The following is a 20,109-nucleotide window of genomic DNA, read 5'->3' on the forward strand; positions in this document are numbered from 1 at the left end:
CCCGCCCACGGCTGTGTCTGTGGGCCTGCGCTTACGTGTTGCGGGGAGGCCTGGTTTTGTTTGAGTTGCGGGTACTCACGGGGCTGCATCAAGGGGCCGCATTGCCGCTGTTCGGCGAGCAATGGAGCATCGGCGCCAGTCAGGACGCCGATCTTGCGCTGTACGATCCAGGCATTTCAGAACGCCACGTACAGTTGCGTTGCGCAGCCGGCCGATGGTCGGTGCAAGCGGAGCAAGGCCTCTTGCAAGATGACACCGGCCAGCCTCAGGCACAGATTCCCGACCTGGGGACGAATACGCTCTTTTCCATCGCTGAGGTTCGACTGTATGTCGCCGATGCCGAGCAGCCCTGGCCCCAGGTTCCGACGCCTGCTTCCACGCCAGCGATCGACGTCGAGGATTCCCCGCAATCGCCGCCGTCCTCTGCGCCGACGCTGCGGCACAAGCGCTTCCTGGGGATTTCGGCGGTCGTGGCGCTGGTCATCATCGCGCTGGGCCTGACCCCCACCGAGGAGAGTCAGTCCCAGGCCTCGCTGAGGCCGACGCTGGAGCAAAAAAACCTGCTGTCCAGTGCGTATGAGGTACGCCAACAGCTGTTGAAGATGCTGGAGGCGCGTGAGTTGGCCGATCGCTTTGCGCTGGACGTCATCAATGGCCAGATAACCATCGACGGCACCGGTTCCCGGGATGAACTCGCGTTGATTTCACGGATGCTCGACCGCTTCCAGGAGCAATTCGACACGCCTGTGCCTGTGATCAGCCGGGTACATGAACGCAATACCCGGTTGCCCTTCAAGATCGTCCAGATCGTGGGCGGTAAAAATGGCCACGTCGTTCTGGAGGATGGACATCGATTGTTTCTCGGCGATGAAGTGGAGGGGCTGCGCCTGACCGCCATCGACAACGACAAGGTGGTGTTCGACGGTCAACAGCGCTATGAGGTGAAGTGGTGAGTAATCCGTTCACGGGGCGGCTCGAGCGTTGGCAGCAGCGCCAGTCGGAGACGCTGGCGGGCTATTCGCCGGTGGCGATGCGCGGGCGTATTCAGCGGGTCAATGGCATGTTGCTGCAATGCCGTTTGCCGCAGTCACGTATCGGCGATTTGTGCCTGGTGGAAAAACTGGGTGACGACAGCATGCTGGCGGAGATTATTGGTTTTGATCAGCAGGACGCTGTGCTCAGTGCCCTGGGCAACCTGGAAGGCGTGCAGGTGGGGGCCAGCGTGCAACGCCTGGGCGTACCGCATCGGGTGCGGGTGGGCGACGATTTGCTGGGGCAGGTACTCGATGGCTTCGGTCGCTCGATTGACGGCACCGGCCCCAGTGCATTCGCTGGCGCCGATACGGAAGGGGCGACTACGGTGCTGTGCGACGCACCGCTGGCCACCGAGCGTCCGCGCATCCAGCGGGCGTTGTCCACCGGCGTGCGCTCGATCGATGGCTTGCTGACCCTGGGCGAGGGGCAGCGTGTGGGGCTCTTCGCGGGCGCCGGTTGCGGCAAGACCACATTGCTGGCGGAGATTGCCCGCAACGTCGATTGCGATGTGATTGTGTTTGGTCTGATTGGTGAGCGCGGTCGTGAGCTGCGCGAATTTCTCGACCATGAACTCGATGAGACGCTGCGGGCCAAGGCGGTGCTGGTCTGCGCTACCTCCGACCGCTCCAGCATGGAGCGCGCCCGCGCGGCGTTCACCGCGACCGCCCTGGCAGAGGGCTACCGGAGCAAGGGGCAACGGGTGTTGTTGTTGATTGACTCCCTGACCCGTTTCGCCAGGGCCCAACGCGAGATTGGGCTGGCGGCCGGCGAACCGTTGGGGCGCGGAGGCCTGCCCCCTTCGGTTTACAGCTTGTTGCCGCGCCTGGTGGAGCGCGCGGGCTTGACGCGCCAGGGCGTCATCACTGCCCTCTACACCGTGCTGATCGAACAGGATTCGATGAGCGATCCGGTGGCGGATGAAGTGCGCTCGCTGCTGGACGGCCACATCGTGCTTTCACGCAAATTAGCCGAGCGCGGTCACTACCCGGCGGTCGACGTGCTGGCCAGCCTCTCGCGGATTCTCAGCAACGTGGCCCGACCGGAGCACATCCAGGCGAGCACCGCATTGCGGCGGCTGTTGTCGGCCTATCAGCAGATTGAATTGATGCTCAAGTTGGGCGAATACCAGGCCGGCGCCGATGCGCTGACGGACCTCGCCGTGCAAAGCAGGCAAGCAGTGGATGCGTTTCTGCGCCAGGACCTGAGAGAGCCTTCGCCGATGGCCCTGACCCTGGATCAACTCAGTGAGCTGACAGCCTATGTTCCTTTCTGAAATAGAGACGTTGCGCCGTCTGCGCCGGCACCGGGCCGAGCGTGCCGAGCGCACCCTGCGTGATGCCAAAAGACTCCAGGGCAGCCTGCAGGACCAGCTCCACCAGGCACACGCGGCCCTGGACCAGACCCGCCAGCAGGCTGCGCAGAAAACCGCCGAGCTGGTGCGCAGGCACCAGGGGCAAGTGGTGTCGCTACAGGACTTGAAGACCTGGGGCAATCAGGAGCGCCGGTTGTTGGCCGGCACTGCGCGTGAAGAGGGTGAGCTACGGGAGCTGTACCAGCGGCAGCAGCGGCAAGTGACGCACGTCGAGACGGCGCAGCGGCAGGTCACTCAATGCCTGCGCGAAGTTGAAAAACTTCAGGAGTTGGCGCACTTGCTGGCGCAGGAGGAGTTATGAAGCCGTTGTCGATGGAAAAAACCGAGCGCCGGCATGCACCTGAATCGGATGCCGAGGCAGGCGTGGGCCACACCGTGTCTCTGGAACAGAGCCGATTATTTGCCTGCTACTTCAGTGACGACAGCGGGCGCGAGGGTTTTTCCAGCCGTTCGCCGGGGCAAGTGGCACCGGCCAGTGAGCCGACGATCGAGGCGCTGGTCGAACAGTTGGAGATGCGCCTGAGCGGCGTTTCCCAGTGGCCCTTGAACATGACGCTGTACTTGCCGCGATGGGGACGGATCAACGTCTGTGCCGGGCATGAGAACCAGTCCTGGGACATCACCCTGGAGGCTGAAGAGGCGCGAACCTCGATCTGGCTTGCCGGTGTTCGTCAGGGTTGCCAGGAACGACTGTGCCGGGGACTCGGGCAGCCGGTCAGCCTGCGTCTGCGGAAAATCGGCCAGACATGATGTTGCCTGCATTGAAGTTGCCGGTGGTCGATGGCACCAAAGTGCTCGCGCGGCGTCGCTTGGGGCGTGGGCTGCGCTTGCCGTTCGAGGTCGCCGGCCAGTCGGGCGAATTGCTCCTGGAGCCGGGAATCGCCCCCGCGGGCAAGCGGCTGATGTCATTTGAGACGGCTCGCGGAGTATTGACGTTCAGTGATTCTGGCGCCGTCTTGAGTCTGTTTGGCGAGTGTCCGGTCGGGCTGGCCGAGGCCGGCAATGATCCGGCTTCCTGGGTCTGGGCCTTGTTCCAGCAAAGCTTGAGTGCGCAGTTGAACGACCTTTTTGGATATCTGCAGCCCTTGGGGCAACTGCATCGCCAGACGTTCGGCTGTCGCTTCACGGTAGCGCTGGGAGCCTCCAGGGTCGTGGCGCGCCTGATGCTGGCGCCTGCCAGCCTGCTGGCATTGTGTGATGCCGCCCCGTGGCGCCCGATGGCGAAGGCCTTGCCCGGTTCACTTGCGCTCTCGATACCGGTGACGCTGGCGCGCTTGCAACTGGCCGCTTCGCTGTTGCAGGCGCTGCGCCCTGGCGACGTGCTGGTGCTCGAGAGTCCGCTGTTCAACACCCAGGGTGATGGGCGTGTACGCCTGGGCAAGCACCTGTTGCAAGGGCGTATCGATGATCAAGCCGATGCGTTGCAACTGACACTTTTTTCGATGAGGGAAACGGCGGTGGATGAGGATTTTGCTGAACAATCCCATGAGCAAGGATGGGACGGACAGAGTGAGTACGAGAGCGACGAACCGCTGGAGGATGTTTTTGGTCATGAGCCGTTCGATGAGCTGTCCATGGCCCTCACGGTACGCTGCGGCACGCTGCAATTGACCCTCGGCGAGCTACGCCAATTGGCCCCGGGAGCGGTATTGGGGGTTTGCGGGTATGGGCCCGGGTTGGCCGGACTTTATTACGGCGAACGGCCTATCGGCCAAGGGCAGTTGGTCGAGGTGGATGGCCGGCTGGGCTTGCAGTTGTCACGTGTGATCTTTTCCCGATGACGGTTCAGGGGGTTGACCCGCTACTGTTCGCACTGCTGCTCGGCTCGTTGGCGCTGATGCCCATGCTGTTGATCATCTGCACGGCTTTTTTGAAGATAGTCATTGTGCTGATGATCACCCGCAATGCCATCGGCGTGCAGCAGGTACCGCCGAGCATGGCCTTGAACGGCATCGCGCTGGCGGCCACGCTGTTTATCATGGCGCCCGTGGGTTACGAGATCAGCCAGGTCATCGAGGCGTCCCCGCTGGATACTTCCAGCGTGCAGGCATTCCAGGACACCGGCCTGGTTGCGATAAAGCCGCTACGGGCGTTCATGCAACGCAACACCGATCCGGACCTGTTGATTCATCTGCATGAAAACACCACCCGCATGTGGCCACCGGAGATGAGCCAAGGCACCCATCGCGATGACTTGATTTTGCTGATCCCGGCGTTTGTCCTTTCACAACTGCAAGCCGGCTTTGAAGTGGGCTTTCTGATCTATATCCCGTTCATCGTGATCGACTTGATTGTCTCCAACTTGTTGCTGGCGCTGGGCATGCAGATGGTGTCGCCGATGACCATCTCGCTGCCTCTCAAGTTGCTGTTGTTCGTCCTCGTGTCCGGGTGGTCGCGGTTGCTCGACAGCCTGTTTCTTTCCTTCCTGTGAGTGACACATGGACCCTATTCAGCTGTTCAAGCAGGGCATGTTACTGGTGGTGGTGTTATCGGCTCCACCGTTGATTGTGGCGGTGATCGTCGGGGTGCTGACTTCACTGGTGCAGGCATTGATGCAGGTACAGGATCAGACATTGCCCTTTGGTATCAAGCTGGTGGCGGTGGGCGTGACGTTGGCGTTGACCGGGCGCTGGATTGGCCTCGAGTTGATCAAGTTGATCAACCTCACCTTCGACATGGTCGCGCGCTCAGCGCTTTGAGGAGGGTGCGCGTTGGTCATTCCTTACCTTGAGTACTTGCCCAGCCTGGTGATTTGCATGGCACGTATTTATCCCTGTGCCTTCCTGGTACCCGCCTTCTGTTTCCAGCATGTGCGCGGGATGCCGCGCCATGTGATCGTGATGGTGCTGGCGCTGTTGCCCGTTCCCGGTGTGCATGCCGCGTTGCTGGGGCAGGAGTTGACTCATCTGTTGATCGTCGGGTTGGTGCTCAAGGAGATGGTCCTGGGCTTTTTGCTCGGAACGCTGCTGTCGATGCCTTTCTGGCTGTTCGAGGGCGTGGGGGCGTTGCTCGACAACCAGCGTGGCGCCTTGATCGGCGGCCAACTCAACCCGTCTTTGGGGCCGGATGCGACGCCTATCGGGCACATGCTTAAACAACTGAGTATCTTTCTGCTGATCGTTTCGCTGGGCCTGGGCGTGGTGACTCAGGTGATCTGGGACAGCTACCTGATCTGGCCTGCGACCGTCTGGCTGCCAACGCCGGCGGTCAACGGGTTCAGTGTTTTTCTGGGCTTGCTCGGCGATACGTTTACGCACATGACCCTCTACGCCGCGCCCTTTATCGCGTTATTGCTGCTGATTGAGTTCGCCATCGCCTTGCTCAGCCTTTACAGCCCGCAGTTGCAGGTCATGGTGCTGTCGATGCCGGCCAAGAGCCTGGGGGGCCTGGCGTTTCTGCTGTTGTATCTGCCGGTGCTGCAAGACCTGATTGTCGGGCGCATGAGTCTGCTGTCCGAGTACAAGCACGCGCTGGGGCTGCTGTTCAAGGTGGGCGCATGAGTGATTCGGGCGAGAAAAAACACCCGGCGACCGCCAAGAAACTGCGCGACCAGCGGAAAAAAGGCCAGGTCGCGCAAAGTCAGGACATCGGCAAATTGCTGGCGTTGACGGTCTTGAGCGAGATTGCCTTGTTCTCGGCAGAAAGCAGCATGCAACGCCTCCAGCAACTGTTGATGTTACCGGTGTCGCGGATCGGGCAACCGTTCATGCGAACCTTGGAGGAGGTCGTGGTGGATAGCGCGGCCGTGTTCTTCAGCTTCGCGCTGTTGATGGCCGCCGTGGCGATTGTGACAAAGCTGATCAGCAGCTGGGGGCAATTCGGCGTTCTGTTCGCGCCTGAAACCTTGAAGCCGGACTTCAACCGCCTCAACCCTTTGAACCAGGTCAAGCAGATGTTTTCGGCGCAGTCGCTGATGAACCTGGGCATGGGAGTGGCCAAGGCGCTGCTGATCACGTTGATCCTGTATGGGGTGATCGGTCCGGCGTTGGGCGCGCTGATTGGTTTGACCAGCGGTGACTTGCCTGGCTACATCTCGGCCTTGATCGTGCTGTTCCGGCATCTGCTGCATACCTGCCTGGGATTCTTGCTGGTCATGGCGCTGATCGACCTGGCCTTGCAAAAGCACTTCTTCGCCAAACGCATGCGCATGACCCAGGTCGAGCTGATCAAGGAATACAAGGACATGGAGGGCGATCCCCATGTCAAGAACCAGCGTCGGGCCCTGGCCCAGCAACTGGCTCAGGAGGAGCCGAAGGTCAAGCTGCCCAGGCTGGAAGAATCCGACATGCTGGTGGTCAACCCCACGCATTTTGCAGTGGCGCTTTATTACCGGCCGGGGAAAACCCCGTTGCCGATGCTGGTGGAAAAAGGCACGGATGGCGAGGCGCTGAAGCTGATCGACAGGGCCAAGGCGGCGGATGTACCGGTCATTCAGTGTGTGTGGCTGGCCCGTACGTTGTATCGGGAGGAACTCGGCAACCACATCACCCGGGAGACCTTGCAGGCGGTCGCGCTTATCTATCGCACCCTGCGTGAGCTGGATGAGGAGGCCAAGCGCGAGACGCTCCAGTTACCTGAACTGGATGTGCGGTGACTGGACTTGGCGTGTTCAGTCGCGGCTGCGGTCTTCGTCCAGTCGTTCGAGGTTCGCCAGTGACAGCGCAGCGCTGACGTGTTTATCGAGCGCACGCGCATCGTGCGGTGCAGGCAGGCGCTGCCAGATCACCAGCGCCTGTTCGATGTCCAGGTAGATGAACAATCCCCTGAAGGCGTGCGCGTGTTCGAAGCGTCGTTCCAGTACCTGCCGCACCTGCCCGTGCCTCAGGGCATGCGGTTTGATCTGTAACGCCAGCCCGGGCGTTTCGCCGATGGGCGCGTGAGCGAATGTGACGCCATCGCACAGTGACCAGTGAGCGGCATTGCCGCTCATCAGTTCGTCGAGGAACGCCTGCCGGTGCGGGGCATCGGCAGTCAATCCTGAAGGCTTCATCGCTCGAGGGAGACGCTCTGGTAATCCGCGCGCGGGTTGGACGGACCGGACTCCGCGCGCATGTGTTCAGGCCACCAGATGACCATTTCAGCAGCGTTTGATTGCGGTCGTGAGCAAGAGTCACCCTGGCAGGTCGGGGTGCAGCCGGCCGCCAACAGAACGGTGCCCAGCAGGCCAAGGATCGGGAGGGCGTTTCTCATGGTGCGGTTTTCCTGTTCGTTGTCAGCAGGGAGGGGCGCGACACCCCGATGTGCGCGTCTTTCACTACGGGGCGCATCGCAATAAACACTTCTGCCTCTTCCCCGGGCTTGAGCCAGGCCCGCGGCCAGACGGTGACTGCCAGGGCGTGCGAGGTGCTGCATTCCTTTTCATCGATACGCACATTGCGGTTGAACTGATTGCGCACTACTACCACCGCCACGTTGTACCGTGGGCCGGCATACCATTGGCTGCGCTGCGGATTGAGCGCCAGGAGGTCGCGCGTTCGGCACAGGGTGTCGAGTGCCAGTGGCATCGGCTTGGCCTTGAAACCCTTGGGTACCTGTCCGGTGACCAGATGTGCCAGGGTCGATGAAACATCGCTGCGCTTGATCACGGGTTGATGCGCGGCGTAGCGTCGGGCCAGCGGCTTGAGCGCTGCCTGCAACTCGAGCTGATCGGCTTGCGGCAAATAACGCGAAGGATCGGACTGATCGCCGATGACTCTGGGCGTCAGGATAAACAGGCGCTCGCGCCTGTTGTTTTTGCGCTCAGTGGATGAAAACAGCGCCTTGCCCAGCAGCGGGATATCGCCCAAGAGCGGGATCTTGTTGAGCTTGTCGGTATTTTCGGTGACATGAAAACCGCCCACTACCAATGAGCGTCTTTGCGCCATGACTGCCTGGGTGCTGACTTTACCCTTGCGTACATCGGGCCCGCTGCGTTGCGGGTTGGACTCATCGAAACTGCCGTCTTCGATATCGACCGACAGATGGATCTGGTGCTTGCCTCGGCTGGTGATCACCCTGGGAACCACCTGGAAGCTGGTGCCCACCGTGATCGGCAGAATGGTGGCGTTCTCGTTGCCGGCGGTGAGGTATTGGGTGCGATTGAAATCGATCACCGCGGGTTGGTTTTCCAGGGTCAGGATTGAAGGATTGGACACGATGCTCGCCAGGCCTCGGGCTTCCAGGGCCCGCAGATCAGCGGCAAAGCGATCCATGTTGCTGATCGACAACTGAGAAGAGGTTCCGGGCGCCACGTTGTTCACGCCGGTCTGAAAACGGCTGTTCTGGAAGCCCCAGTTGACGCCCAGCTCGCGCAGTTGAGTGCGCTCGATATCGAGGATGATGGCGTCGATTTCCACAAGCTTGCGCGCCACATCGAGCTTGGCGATAAGCTCGCGATACATCGCTTGGCGCACTGGCAGGTCGTAGATCAATACCGCGTTGTTTCGCGTGTCGGCCTCGACCCGGATTTTGCCGCTGGCGACGGGTGCCCGTGGCGTGATGGCAGCGTTTGCAGCGGGTTGCCCCAGCGTGGCGGGCGGGCTGAGCATCTGTCCCAGCAGCGGATTGCTCAACCGTGGGAGTCCCTGGAGCACGGGCGCCGCGACCAGGGGCGAGGGCGCTGACGTGCGGCTCATGCTGGAGAGCGCGGAGGTTGAGCGGGGCTCCAGCAAGCCACGCAGCATGTTGGCAACGCCGGGGATGGTGAGTTTTTCACCGCGATAATCAATCTGCCGATCTGCCGCATTGGCGAACTGCAGCGTGAAGGTCATTACACTCTGCTTGGCATCTGGGCTTTCGCGTTGGCTGCTGAATTGCCTGATCTGTTCGATGTAGCGTTTCGGACCTGAGACCAGGACCACGCTGTCATCCGGCAGCTCACCCCAACCGAAACGGCTATCGAGCAGGCCAATGTCGGTCAGCGCTTTTTTCAGGTCGGCGATGCTTTCCGAGGAGACTTCCAGGCGTGCAGACTCCTGTTGGTCCAGGGTGCTGATGTACAACGTGTTGTTGTACATGAACCACTGGAAACGATGCTCGACCGCCAGCCTGTCGAGTAGCGACTGTGGCGTGTTGCCGCGTATCTTGCCGTTCACACTGCCTTCAAGGAGTCCGTCGATCTGCAATTGGGTGCCGAATGTCTGGCTGAAATCCTCCAGTACCTCGTGCAGGCTGGTGCTGTCGGCCTCATAGGCGTAGGCGGTGGTCTTCCATTCGGCAGGTATGGCGGCATTGGTCACAGGGGACAGCATCCAGCCAATCGCGGCGATTGCTCCCCAGCACAGGCGTGCGGGCATGCGCTGCGCAGTGGCGTTTTTTTTCTGCGAGCAGGTGCGCTCGACAAGTGCTTCGGGCATGAAAGGGCCTCGGTCTGTTACGACAATGAATGGATCGGCAAATGGGGGCGCCGGGCAGCGGGTTGAACGCCGCGCTCGGCCAGGGCGCGCCAGGTGTCGCGCTGATTCAGAAGGTCTGTCAGGCCTGTGCGTAGCGTGCGCAGATCGGCGCTTTTCTCGAGTGTCAGCAGGATCCACAAACCACCATCATCGGCGGCTTGGGCGAGCGCTCCCTGAAAGTACGCCAGGCTGGAGCGACCGAGCATCAAGTACTTCTCCACCTGCAGCGTGTCCGCCTTGCCCGCGCAGAGTTGAGCGCTCAGCAACACGCCTTCAGGGCTACGGTCAAGGGTGACGGCATCCGTGTTTTCGCACAGTTGCAGCCACGCGTGACCCGAGTTCCACCAGCGTTCGAGCGTGGCGTCCAACTCATTGGATGGCATCGATAATGGTTTTCGAGAGGCTGGACTTCAGGCGTGTCTGCTCTTTCAACGCCGCGGAGGCGAACTGCAGACCTTTCATGGCCTCATGAAAGCGTTGGACGTCCTCAAGGCTGCCCGTGTTGTTCATTGCGATGTCATCGACAGTTTTTTGCGCCTGCAAAAAACGCCTGTCGATTCCCCGTTGGACAGATTCATAAGTTGCCATGGTTTTACTCCACTGGATCGTCCCGAGTGTGTGGCTAATGATGTGGAGTTGGTTCCAATGGTTCGTGTTCATTGAGCAGTAGCCGGCTGACGGCGGTTTCCCAGTCGATGCGCAGGTCTCCCTCTTCGGTTTCAAGCACCAGGGCCAGGGCGCACAGGCTTGGATCCGGCTGCAGATGCCAGGCGTTTGCACCATCCCGCGCCAGCCAGCCCTGGATCTGGGCATAGGTTTGTGGGTTACAGCGCAGTGTGACTTTCACTTGAGTGCTTTTTGCCTGGATCAACTGCCGTAGCAGCGCGTTCAGGCGTTGCGGCGCTACCACCTCTCCCAGCAACTGTTGCAGCGCTGTGTTGACGAGGTGGGTGGCGTGATTTTCCAGCGCGCTGTTCATTGCCTGGCGTTCAGCTTCCCAGCGCTGGAGCTGAGTGTTTGCCTGCTTCCAGAACTCCGCTCGTGCTTGTGCGATCAAGCGTTCGCGGTCCTGTTCAGCGCGCTGCAGCATCTCTTGCGCTTTCACCTGGGTGCTTTTGAGGAGTGCCTCGGCGCGGCCGCAATCGATTAAGGTTTCCCGTGAAATCACAGGCTGTGATAAGCCCGCGGCTTCTGGATGAAGTTTGATTTTGCGTAGCGATAACATGATTGCGTACCTTATGGCGCCTGACTGCGATGGCTCAAATCCGCGAGGAAAGGGTCCGCCAGATGACGGCCTGCCACAGGGCATCCAACTTGGCCGGGGACAGGAGGAGAGGGCGGGCCTGTTCAAGTTCGAGGATGCGCTCGCGGGCAAAACTGATCCGTAATCGTTGCCAGCATTGCGCGGCGACCCAGGCTCGCAGCAGTTGCAGGGGATCATCGGTAGGGGCCAGCCAGGACTCGGTGTTCATGGCTTTGGCGATGCGGCAACACCATAGGCCTTCGTCCTCACTCAGTTGCAGTTGAACCTGCGGGCGACACGCTGCTTCTACCCGTTGCAGGATCACTTGCCTCTCATAGAGGTCGGCCAGGACGAAGCGCAAGTGAGCAGGGTGGGGTTTGAGCGGTTGGCAGGGCTCTATCGCAAACGCGTGTGCCAAGCTCATATGTCGGGCTTGAGCGAGGTTCTGCAACGACTCGGGTTTCACCGCGGCTAAACCTTGAGGCAGCCAATCGGGATGTGCCTCTTTCCAGGCGTGCGCCCACCACCGTACCCAACTGAGTTCATCGTTCATGGCTGCGGGTTTTCGGGCCGCTCATAAGCAGGAACAGATTGTCGCGGTGATTCCGCAGGATGGCGCGGAACCTCGGCCGAGCGCCGTTTGAACCATAGCACCACGCCAAAGCCGGCGAGAAACGGCAACACCATCAGCATGAACAATATGCTTCGCCAAAAGCTGGCGTCTTCACTGGCGATCAGGAATGGGCCTACATAGCTCAATGCTCTTTCTTCCTGATAGGCAGCGGCCGGGACGAAGACGACGGTCAGCTTCTGTGGGTTATCCACAGCGGTCGCCATGCCGGGGATGCCGCTGGCCACCATACGCCGCACGCGGGGGCGTATGCTGTCGGGCTCCAACTGGGGATCGTGTTTGATGAATATGGAGGCAGACGCCGGCTGGACCGGTTCCCCTGGCGCAATACGCTCTGGCAACACCACATGCACGCGGGCGACGATGACGCCGTCGATGTTGGTCAGCGTGGATTCAAGCTCCTGGGACAGTGCATAGATGTAACGTGCCCGCTCCTCAAGGGGCGTGGAAATGACGCCTTCCTTGCGAAAAATATCACCGAGGGTCGACCTGGCATGGTGCGGCAGTCCAACCGCTTCCAGCGTACGCACCGCCCGGCCGATGTCCTTCGCTTCTACCCGCACCACCACACCGTCTTTGGCTGAGGCTTTTTGAGCCTTGATCTGTTTGCTTTCCAGCTCGGCAATCACTTCGTTGGCTTCTTGTTCGGAGAGCTGGCGATGCAGCTCAACGCTTTCACCGCATCCACCGAGCAGCAGCATGAGTAAAAACACACAGTATTTAGACTGAAAGCCTTGCATACAGTTACCTATGACAGGTTGGTGAGCTTTTCTACGGCCTGTACGCTTTTGTTGACAATCTTGGCTGCCAAGGTCACTTCAGTGCTGAGCGACGACAGCGATCGGGTCGTTGCGACAATATCCATGGGATCGGAGCTTTTACTGAGCCGCTTCAAATCATTACCCGCCTTGCTCGACAACGAATTCAAAAGATTCGAGGACTGGGCGAGCGACGAAAGCGTAGGCTTTGCCTCATGGGATGGTGGCGACGCGATAGTCGCACTGAACCAATTGATATCGGAGGTCGCCGGGGCGTTGGCAGGCGTTTCGTATGGGCGGACGCGAGCGTAAGTTCTATCGGTGTCTATTTGCATCTTCATGTTCCGTTAGTCGCTGGGCGGCATCTGTGGATTAGAGAACACACAGGCGTTGAGACATGCAGTTGCCAGGTGCGAAGTAGCTCTTCCCTTCTGCCTTGCAAAAGGGAAGAGCCTTTCGATTAATAGCGAACGCCGCCCGCAGTCGCCAGAAGGCCGCTGATCAATTGGTTGGTCTCCTCACGCTGGCTTTTGGCGATCCCGTTTTGCACGTCTGCCAGCTTTCTGCGTGCATCTTCGGCCGCTGCCATACCCGCGGCTGCATCACCTGCCGCCATGCTGCCTGCTTGTCCAAGCATTGCTAATGGACCCATTTGAAACTCCTTGCTTATTACGGTTATAGGAAAGGAAAAAACTGTCACGTGAACGCAGAGTTTTTGTTGAGAGCGCACCTCGCTTTATCGGTCTGGGTTTAGGAGTCTGCTTTCATTCAGTTTGGATTAGCCAATCGGTGGGAAAGGCGGCCGCGATGTCGTCGCCAGTGGCCAAGAGGCCGGGCTTTGCAGTGACGTTGTTGTGGGCGCACTGACGGTGTTTCCCCTGATCTCGGGGGAGTAACCAGGCAAGCCCGGCTGAGTGAGGGCGAAAGGTTTTATTGATTCTGAAATCGACGCGATAGACTGCTTGATCGCTCTGTTGGTCTCTTCAAGCGATTGCTTCATTTCCCTGACAAGTTCTGCGTTTTCCTGAGTGTTTTTGTTAACCTGGGTCATATCAGGTTTTTTGAATAAGTTGATGATAGGCTCGATAACAAACGCCATATATCTCTCTCCAATAAAACAGTGGATATCTGTCAGAATCATTGTTCGGTTGATTCATGCTTCTGTGAGTGGGAAGAGGCCAGTCAAGGGTTCCGCTGTATCATGCCAGTGGTATTTCTAATTGTTTCATCCGGTGATAGAGCGTTCGGCGTGGGACGCAAAGCTCAAGGGCCGCTGCTTCTACGCTCATTGAGTGACGGCGTAACGAGTCCAGGATCAGGGTTTTTTCTATATGACCCAAACGCTCTTTTAGCGTCATTGTTATTTTTCTGGGCTTTTCGCAACTTGATGAAATGGCCGGCAGCCCGAGTATGAAACGTTTGGCTGCCGAACGCAGTTCCCGAACATTACCCGGCCAAGAGTAACAAAGTACTTCTTGAAGCAAAGAGTGACCAGGCACGGGAGCCGTACACTTGAATTGCTTCGCTTCGTGGTTGATCAGCTTCAGAAATAACGGGATTATTTGCTCGCGTCGCTCGCGTAAAGGCGGAAGATTGATGCTGACGACATTCAGTCGAAAATACAGGTCTTGCCTGAATCGCCCCCGCTCGACCATTTCCTGAAGCGAGTTTTGGGCCGAGGCGATGACGCGCATGTCAACGGCAATGAACTTGGTTGACCCCAGGCGTTCTACACCGCGTGACTCCAGTGCACGCAACAATTTGGCTTGCAGGGGCAACGGCATGCTATCGATTTCATCCAGATACAAGGTGCCCAGATGGGCCGCCTCAATAAAGCCTGCCCGCGATTGAACCGCGCCGGTGAATGCACCATTGGTGACACCAAATAGTTGGCTCTCGGCAAGACTCTCTGGAATGGCGGCACAGTTTATTGCGACAAAACTGCCTCGGCGGCCAGATAAACGATGAATTCGCTCTGCCAAGGTGTCCTTGCCGGTCCCGGTTTCTCCCAATAGCAAAACATCAATATTGCGTGCTGCCATGCTCTGGATGGTTGTTTCCAGGTCTGCGTGTTCGCGTGTATGCGCTGGGCTTTCATCGTTGGCCAGGGATACCGGCATTGTCCGTGCTCCAACAGGGGGATGCCTGTGATTTCTGGGTTTTTAATGGGCGGAGAAAAGCGGCAGTTGAAAACATTCGCTGCTGACCTGCAAGTTCCTGATGGCTTTCAAGCAAAGCCTGTTTAGTTACAGTTAAAGTTATGGGGTTTTACCTTTGAGGGATGTAGGCGCAGGTTCAATGCCGCTCATTAAGTTCAGGGTAAAAACTATTCCGGGGTTTAGATGTCAGTTGTCGACATCCCTGGTGTGGGATTTGTCTTAAGATTATTCATGTGTTTCATGCAGTGTTTTTATCGTTGTTTGTGGCTGTTGCAGTTTTTAGCGGGCATAAAAAAACCGATGCCAGGCATCGGTTTTTTTCGGGATAAGTCTCTTCAGCAAGACTTACACGTTAAAGCGGAAGTGCATCACATCGCCATCTTTAATGATGTATTCCTTGCCTTCCAGGCGCCACTTGCCGGCTTCCTTGGCTCCCGCTTCACCCTTGTACTGAATGAAATCGTTGTAGGCGATGACTTCGGCACGGATAAAACCTTTCTCGAAGTCGGTGTGGATCACGCCGGCGCCTTGAGGGGCGGTAGCGCCCACGCGGACAGTCCATGCGCGAACTTCTTCGACACCTGCGGTGAAGTAGGTCTGCAGGTTGAGCATCTCGTAGCCGGCGCGGATCACACGGTTCAGGCCAGGCTCTTCAAGACCGAGGGCTTCGAGGAACATGTCTTTTTCTTCGCCGTCATCCAGCTCGGCAATTTCCGCTTCGATCTTGTTGCAGACAGGCACGACCATGGCGCCTTCTTCTTCGGCAATGGCCTTCACCACATCCAGCAGCGGGTTGTTCTCAAAGCCGTCTTCGGCGACGTTGGCGATGTACATCACCGGCTTGGTGGTCAGCAGGTGGAAGCCACGAATCACCGCTTTTTCATCGGTACTCATGCTCTTCATCAAACTGCGTGCCGGCTTGCCTTCGGTGAAGTGAGCGATCAATTGCTCCAGCAGGCCCTTCTGGACCACTGCGTCCTTGTCACCGCCCTTGGCGTTGCGCGCGACTTTCTGCAGCTGTTTTTCGCAGCTGTCGAGGTCGGCGAAGATCAGTTCCAGGTCGATAATCTCGATGTCGCGTTTCGGGTCAACGCTGTTGGAAACGTGAATCACGTTCTCGTCTTCGAAGCAGCGGACCACGTGCGCGATGGCATCGGTTTCGCGAATGTTGGCCAGAAACTTGTTGCCCAGGCCTTCGCCTTTCGACGCGCCGGCCACCAGGCCTGCAATGTCGACGAATTCCATGGTGGTCGGCAGGACGCGCTTGGGGTTGACGATGGCCGCCAGTGCGTCCAGGCGCGGATCGGGCATGGGCACGATGCCGCTGTTGGGTTCGATGGTGCAGAAGGGGAAGTTCTCCGCCGCAATACCGGATTTGGTCAGGGCGTTGAACAGGGTGGACTTGCCGACGTTGGGCAGGCCGACGATGCCGCAATTGAATCCCATGGTGTTTCCCCTCGGATAAAAGTCAGGCCTTCTGGCTGTGCAGGTTTTTCATCGCGCGGTTCCATTCACCGGCGAAGATATCCGGCAGCACGCCGAGGGCAAAATCGATGCTGGCATCGAGTTTTTCCTGTTCGGCGCGTGGCGCACGACCCAGGACGAAATTTGAAACCATACTGGCAACGCCTGGGTGGCCAATGCCGAGCCGCAGACGGTAAAAGGTATTCTGATTGCCCAACTGCGCGATGATGTCACGCAGACCATTATGACCGCCATGGCCGCCGCCTTGTTTGAGCTTGGCAACGCCGGGTGGCAGGTCCAGTTCGTCATGGGCCACCAGGATTTCTTCGGGTTTGATCCGGAAGAACCCCGCAAGTGCCGCGACAGCCTGGCCGCTGCGGTTCATGTAGGTGGTGGGAATCAGCAGACGAACATCCTGACCCTGATGCGAGAAGCGTCCGGTCAGGCCAAAATATTTGCGATCGGCCACAAGACTGACGCCTTGCGCGTGGGCGATGCGCTCAACAAAAAGGGCCCCCGCGTTGTGCCGGGTCTGTTCGTATTCAGCGCCTGGATTTCCCAGGCCAACGATCAGTTTAATGGCAGTCACGACAGGGGCCCTTCCTTTGGAGTTGTGGATAACATCGCCGCAACCGTTGTGCGGCGAAAGGGGACGAAAGGAGCTAACTTATCCAGAGATAAACTTCGCGTTATCGCCCGCTTTCTCGCTACGTTCCGGTCCGCGATGTTCCTCAAGCTCCGACGTTACAGAGAGAAATTACTCTGCAGCGGTTTCGCCAGCTTCTTCATCTGCAGCGACTACACGTGGAGCGTGGACGTTGGCAACAGCCTTGTCGTCATCGTGAGCCAGGGCAACGAACTCAACGCCTTTAGGGGCCTTGAGGTCGGACAGGTGAATGATGGTGCCGATTTCAGCGGCCGACAGGTCGACTTCGATGAACTCAGGCAGATCTTTCGGCAGGCAGCTTACTTCCAGCTCGGTCGTGGTGTGGGAAACAACGCCACCTTTCTTGATCGGAGCTTCTTCACCAACAAAGTGCACAGGCACGATAGCGGTCAGTTTCTGACCGGCTACAACGCGTACGAAGTCGGCGTGCAGCACGTGACCCTTGGACGGGTGACGTTGCAGGGCCTTGATGATGACGTTCTGCTTCTTGCCGCCAACGTTCAGCTCGATGATGTGGCTGTAAGCCGCTTCGTTTTCGAGCAGTTTGGCAACTTCTTTAGCCAGCATGCTGATGGACTCAGGGGCTTTGTCGCCACCGTAGACTACAGCTGGAACCAGGCTTGCGAGACGACGCAGGCGGCGGCTCGCACCTTTCCCCAGGTCGGAACGCACTTCAGCATTCAGAGTAAAATCGTTCATGTTGTATCTCCAAAATAACCAGATTCGCCCCAGCGTTTGCGACCAGCGCTAAAGGCGATATGGGCAAAAAAGCCCCGCCCCAACAGAATGCTGGGGCGGGGCGCTTTTCGTCAGGTTGATGTCGCTAAGGTTTGACCCTTAACGGAACATCGCGCTGATCGATTCTTCATTGCTGATACGGCGAACCGCCTCGGCAACTACCGGTGCGATATCCAGTTGACGGATACGCGCACAGGCTTGAGCAGCAGCGGACAACGGGATGGTGTTGGTCACCACCAGTTCGTCCAGTACAGAGTTTTCGATGTTCTCGATCGCTCGGCCCGACAGCACAGGGTGTGTGCAGTAGGCGAAGACTTTAGCCGCACCGTGCTCTTTCAAGGCTTTGGCCGCATGGCACAGGGTGCCGGCGGTGTCGACCATGTCATCAACCAGAATACAGGTACGCCCTTCGACATCACCGATGATATGCATCACTTCAGAGTGATTGGCTTTCTCGCGGCGTTTGTCGATGATCCCGAGATCAACGCCCAGGGATTTGGCCACGGCCCGTGCACGCACGACGCCACCAATGTCCGGGGACACGATCATCAGGTTTTCAAAGCGCTGGTCTTCGATGTCATCCACCAGAACGGGGGAGCCATAGATGTTATCTACCGGAATATCGAAGAATCCCTGGATCTGGTCAGCGTGCAGGTCAACCGTGAGCACACGGTCGATGCCTACCACGGTGAGCATGTCAGCCACGACTTTCGCGCTGATAGCCACACGTGCGGAACGCGGACGGCGATCCTGACGGGCATAACCAAAGTAGGGGATTACAGCTGTGATTCGAGTCGCTGAGGAGCGGCGGAAGGCATCAGCCATCACGACGAGTTCCATCAGGTTATCGTTGGTCGGAGCGCAGGTCGGCTGAATAATGAAGACGTCTTTACCGCGGACATTCTCATTGATCTCGGCTGTAATTTCGCCGTCGGAAAATTTACCGACAGAGATGTCACCGAGAGGGATATGCAGCTGACGTACGACACGTCGAGCCAGATCGGGGTTGGCGTTCCCCGTAAAGACCATCATCTTGGACACGCGCAGTACCTAGAGGCTGAGGGTAACCTGGATGAGTATAGGAAAATGGCAGGGGCGGCTGGATTCGAACCAACGCATGGCAGGATCAAAACCTGCTGCCTTACCGCTTGGCGACGCCCCTGTATCTGTTGCAACGAGTACCCAGTACTCGGTTCCTTTTTAGAGCAGACTTTGCAGCTTGCGATGCAACATCGAAACGTTGCTTCCCTTTGCTACAAACCCTGTAAGGGTCTCTGTAAGAAGGGCCGAGACTTTATCAGCTTCAGCTTTGCTTGGGAAGCCCCCAAACACACAACTTCCAGTACCAGTTAATTTTGCTTCGGTAAATTTACCTAACAAATTCAAAGCGTTACGTACCTCTGGATAACGCCTTGCTACAACCGGTAAGCAGTCATTTCGACTGTTTCCCTTGGGAACGGGGCGCACTTTAATGGGAGAAGAGTTACGTGTCAACAACCGATCTGAAAAAATTTCTGCTGTACTTACAGATACTTGCGGCACAAGCACGACATACCACGGCTCTTCGGGTTCTACAGGGGTGAGTTTCTCCCCGACGCCCTCGGCAAAAGCGGCGTGCCCACGCACGAAAACCGGGACGTCGGCACCCAGCGTCAGGCCCAACGCGGCGAGGCGATCCTCGTCCCAGCCTAATTGCCACAAGTGGTTCAGGCCGAGCAGGGTGGTCGCGGCGTTGGAACTGCCACCGCCGATGCCGCCGCCCATGGGCAGGATCTTGTCGATCCAGATATCGATGCCCAGCGAGCAGCCGGACTGTTCCTGAAGTTTTTTGGCCGCTTTCACGATGAGGTTGCTGTCGTGAGGCACGCCTGCAAATTCCGTGTGCAGTTGAATCACGCCGTCGTCGCGCACGGCAAAGGTCAGTTCGTCGCCGTAGTCGAGAAATTGAAAGAGTGTCTGCAGTTCGTGATAACCGTCTTCACGACGACCAAGAATATGCAGCATCAAATTGAGTTTGGCCGGCGAGGGCAGGCTCAGGCGTTCGCTCATGTCACTGCCCCAGCTTGCGCGGTTGCCAGTCCTTGACCACCAGCGTGACGTCGAGATCGGTGCCGTGCAGCTTGATGCGTTCGGGCAGCCAGTAACCGTTCTGTTCGGCATAGCTCAAGTATTCGACCTGCCAGCCATCCTGCTCCAGGGTGGCCAGGCGGCTGTCGCCGTTAAGGCTCAGGCGGCTTTTGCTGTCAGGTGCGGGCAAGCCACGCACCCACCAGACCAGATGCGAGACCGGCAATTTCCAGCCCATCTGTTCTTCCAGCAAGGCTTCCGGCGTCGGTGCTTCATAACGGCCCTGATTGGCCACTTCAAGGCTGACTTGCCCCGGGCGACCGGTCAGGCGCGCGGCACCACGACCCAGCGGCCCGGACAGGCGAATATCGTAATAGTCCTGGCGTTGTAGCCAGAACAGGGTGCCGCTGCCCGAATCCTTCGGGGCGCGAATGCCGACCTTGCCGTTGATCTGCCAGCCGTCGAGGCTGCTCAGTTGCGCCTTGTGCTGGCGCCATTGTGCCGGGTTGCCCTGGCCTTCAACGGACTCGCGAGCCCCGAAGCCCGCGCAACCGGCGAGCAGGGCGATAAAACTGAAAACGATGGCGTGGCGCAAAAACATA

27 protein-coding genes and 1 tRNA gene are annotated in these 20,109 nt (G+C 58.6%); 9 read left to right on the forward strand and 19 right to left on the reverse strand.

Annotated features, from left to right (window positions below; genetic code table 11):
* The first annotated feature begins 56 nt into the window (after positions 1–56).
* Genes AC6CIA_RS18590 through sctU form a run of 9 tightly spaced genes read left to right on the forward strand, consistent with a single transcriptional unit; the run spans position 57 to position 7,001 of the window.
* Positions 57–953, forward strand: a complete 897-nt coding sequence (locus tag AC6CIA_RS18590) for an FHA domain-containing protein (protein WP_498314058.1) — start codon at positions 57–59, stop codon at positions 951–953.
* A complete protein-coding gene (locus AC6CIA_RS18595; protein WP_498314060.1) occupies positions 950–2,308 on the forward strand; it encodes a FliI/YscN family ATPase in 1,359 nt (452 codons plus the stop codon). The genes AC6CIA_RS18590 and AC6CIA_RS18595 overlap by 4 nt, the downstream gene beginning before the upstream one ends.
* Positions 2,295–2,708 carry a type III secretion system stalk subunit SctO gene (gene sctO / locus AC6CIA_RS18600; protein WP_498314062.1) on the forward strand — a complete coding sequence of 138 codons (414 nt, stop codon included), beginning with the start codon at positions 2,295–2,297 and terminating at the stop codon, positions 2,706–2,708. Before AC6CIA_RS18595 ends, sctO begins: the two co-directional genes overlap by 14 nt.
* Complete coding sequence (locus AC6CIA_RS18605) at positions 2,705–3,157, forward strand: type III secretion system HrpP C-terminal domain-containing protein (protein WP_498314064.1); 453 nt, start codon at positions 2,705–2,707, stop codon at positions 3,155–3,157. The genes sctO and AC6CIA_RS18605 overlap by 4 nt, the downstream gene beginning before the upstream one ends.
* The gene (locus AC6CIA_RS18610; protein ID WP_498314066.1) at positions 3,154–4,188 is read left to right on the forward strand and encodes a FliM/FliN family flagellar motor switch protein; all 1,035 of its coding nucleotides are present in this window, start codon (positions 3,154–3,156) and stop codon (positions 4,186–4,188) included. The genes AC6CIA_RS18605 and AC6CIA_RS18610 overlap by 4 nt, the downstream gene beginning before the upstream one ends.
* Positions 4,185–4,838, forward strand: a complete 654-nt coding sequence (gene sctR / locus AC6CIA_RS18615) for a type III secretion system export apparatus subunit SctR (protein WP_339532588.1) — start codon at positions 4,185–4,187, stop codon at positions 4,836–4,838. Before AC6CIA_RS18610 ends, sctR begins: the two co-directional genes overlap by 4 nt.
* A gap of 7 nt (positions 4,839–4,845) precedes the next feature.
* Positions 4,846–5,106, forward strand: coding sequence for a type III secretion system export apparatus subunit SctS (sctS, locus tag AC6CIA_RS18620; protein WP_498314069.1), 261 nt, complete (start codon positions 4,846–4,848; stop codon positions 5,104–5,106).
* A gap of 12 nt (positions 5,107–5,118) precedes the next feature.
* Positions 5,119–5,907 (forward strand): type III secretion system export apparatus subunit SctT, encoded by a 789-nt coding sequence (gene sctT, locus AC6CIA_RS18625; RefSeq protein WP_498314071.1) that lies wholly within the window; start codon positions 5,119–5,121, stop codon positions 5,905–5,907.
* Positions 5,904–7,001: a type III secretion system export apparatus subunit SctU gene (gene sctU / locus AC6CIA_RS18630; RefSeq protein WP_498314072.1), complete on the forward strand. Its 1,098-nt coding sequence runs from the start codon at positions 5,904–5,906 to the stop codon at positions 6,999–7,001. Before sctT ends, sctU begins: the two co-directional genes overlap by 4 nt.
* Positions 7,002–7,016: 15 nt before the next feature.
* On the opposite strand, the gene AC6CIA_RS18635 is transcribed toward sctU, so the two are convergent.
* The 19 genes from AC6CIA_RS18635 to lolB all read right to left on the reverse strand — a co-directional run bounded on the left by AC6CIA_RS18635 (position 7,017) and on the right by lolB (position 20,108).
* Complete coding sequence (locus AC6CIA_RS18635) at positions 7,017–7,382, reverse strand: transcriptional regulator (protein ID WP_498314074.1); 366 nt, start codon at positions 7,380–7,382, stop codon at positions 7,017–7,019.
* Between the two features lie 11 nt (positions 7,383–7,393).
* The gene (hrpT, locus tag AC6CIA_RS18640; RefSeq protein ID WP_498314076.1) at positions 7,394–7,597 is read right to left on the reverse strand and encodes an HrpT family type III secretion system protein; all 204 of its coding nucleotides are present in this window, start codon (positions 7,595–7,597) and stop codon (positions 7,394–7,396) included.
* Positions 7,594–9,681 (reverse strand): type III secretion system outer membrane ring subunit SctC, encoded by a 2,088-nt coding sequence (gene sctC / locus AC6CIA_RS18645; protein WP_498314274.1) that lies wholly within the window; start codon positions 9,679–9,681, stop codon positions 7,594–7,596. The genes hrpT and sctC overlap by 4 nt, the downstream gene beginning before the upstream one ends.
* Before the next feature lie 77 nt (positions 9,682–9,758).
* Positions 9,759–10,163 carry a type III secretion protein gene (locus tag AC6CIA_RS18650; protein ID WP_498314078.1) on the reverse strand — a complete coding sequence of 135 codons (405 nt, stop codon included), beginning with the start codon at positions 10,161–10,163 and terminating at the stop codon, positions 9,759–9,761.
* Entirely contained in the window at positions 10,150–10,368 is a 219-nt protein-coding gene (locus AC6CIA_RS18655) for a hypothetical protein (RefSeq protein ID WP_498314080.1), read from the reverse strand. Before AC6CIA_RS18655 ends, AC6CIA_RS18650 begins: the two co-directional genes overlap by 14 nt.
* A 34-nt stretch (positions 10,369–10,402) precedes the next feature.
* Positions 10,403–11,089: a type III secretion system stator protein SctL gene (gene sctL, locus AC6CIA_RS18660; protein ID WP_498314082.1), complete on the reverse strand. Its 687-nt coding sequence runs from the start codon at positions 11,087–11,089 to the stop codon at positions 10,403–10,405.
* A complete protein-coding gene (locus AC6CIA_RS18665; RefSeq protein ID WP_498314084.1) occupies positions 11,040–11,576 on the reverse strand; it encodes a type III secretion protein in 537 nt (178 codons plus the stop codon). The genes sctL and AC6CIA_RS18665 overlap by 50 nt, the downstream gene beginning before the upstream one ends.
* A complete protein-coding gene (sctJ, locus tag AC6CIA_RS18670; RefSeq protein ID WP_498314086.1) occupies positions 11,573–12,394 on the reverse strand; it encodes a type III secretion system inner membrane ring lipoprotein SctJ in 822 nt (273 codons plus the stop codon). The genes AC6CIA_RS18665 and sctJ overlap by 4 nt, the downstream gene beginning before the upstream one ends.
* Before the next feature lie 8 nt (positions 12,395–12,402).
* Positions 12,403–12,747, reverse strand: a complete 345-nt coding sequence (sctI, locus tag AC6CIA_RS18675; protein WP_498314088.1) for a type III secretion system inner rod subunit SctI — start codon at positions 12,745–12,747, stop codon at positions 12,403–12,405.
* Positions 12,748–12,872: 125 nt separating this feature from the next.
* The gene (locus AC6CIA_RS18680; RefSeq protein WP_084379317.1) at positions 12,873–13,064 is read right to left on the reverse strand and encodes a hypothetical protein; all 192 of its coding nucleotides are present in this window, start codon (positions 13,062–13,064) and stop codon (positions 12,873–12,875) included.
* A 126-nt stretch (positions 13,065–13,190) separates the two neighbouring features.
* Positions 13,191–13,511 (reverse strand): hypothetical protein, encoded by a 321-nt coding sequence (locus AC6CIA_RS18685; protein WP_498314089.1) that lies wholly within the window; start codon positions 13,509–13,511, stop codon positions 13,191–13,193.
* 100 nt (positions 13,512–13,611) lie between these two features.
* The gene (locus AC6CIA_RS18690) at positions 13,612–14,532 is read right to left on the reverse strand and encodes a sigma 54-interacting transcriptional regulator (protein WP_498314090.1); all 921 of its coding nucleotides are present in this window, start codon (positions 14,530–14,532) and stop codon (positions 13,612–13,614) included.
* A gap of 384 nt (positions 14,533–14,916) precedes the next feature.
* Positions 14,917–16,017 carry a redox-regulated ATPase YchF gene (ychF, locus tag AC6CIA_RS18695; RefSeq protein WP_339532574.1) on the reverse strand — a complete coding sequence of 367 codons (1,101 nt, stop codon included), beginning with the start codon at positions 16,015–16,017 and terminating at the stop codon, positions 14,917–14,919.
* Between the two features lie 22 nt (positions 16,018–16,039).
* A complete protein-coding gene (gene pth / locus AC6CIA_RS18700; protein ID WP_339532573.1) occupies positions 16,040–16,624 on the reverse strand; it encodes an aminoacyl-tRNA hydrolase in 585 nt (194 codons plus the stop codon).
* A gap of 168 nt (positions 16,625–16,792) precedes the next feature.
* Entirely contained in the window at positions 16,793–17,401 is a 609-nt protein-coding gene (locus tag AC6CIA_RS18705) for a 50S ribosomal protein L25/general stress protein Ctc (RefSeq protein ID WP_498314093.1), read from the reverse strand.
* A gap of 138 nt (positions 17,402–17,539) precedes the next feature.
* Positions 17,540–18,481 (reverse strand): ribose-phosphate pyrophosphokinase, encoded by a 942-nt coding sequence (locus tag AC6CIA_RS18710; protein ID WP_003171603.1) that lies wholly within the window; start codon positions 18,479–18,481, stop codon positions 17,540–17,542.
* A 46-nt stretch (positions 18,482–18,527) separates the two neighbouring features.
* Positions 18,528–18,602 (reverse strand) — tRNA-Gln (locus AC6CIA_RS18715).
* A 38-nt stretch (positions 18,603–18,640) separates the two neighbouring features.
* Positions 18,641–19,489 (reverse strand): 4-(cytidine 5'-diphospho)-2-C-methyl-D-erythritol kinase, encoded by an 849-nt coding sequence (gene ispE, locus AC6CIA_RS18720; protein ID WP_498314094.1) that lies wholly within the window; start codon positions 19,487–19,489, stop codon positions 18,641–18,643.
* A gap of 1 nt (position 19,490) precedes the next feature.
* Positions 19,491–20,108: a lipoprotein insertase outer membrane protein LolB gene (gene lolB / locus AC6CIA_RS18725; RefSeq protein WP_084379324.1), complete on the reverse strand. Its 618-nt coding sequence runs from the start codon at positions 20,106–20,108 to the stop codon at positions 19,491–19,493.
* Position 20,109: the final 1 nt, after the last annotated feature.

The sequence above is a fragment of the Pseudomonas sp. GQ91 genome, assembly GCF_059758795.1.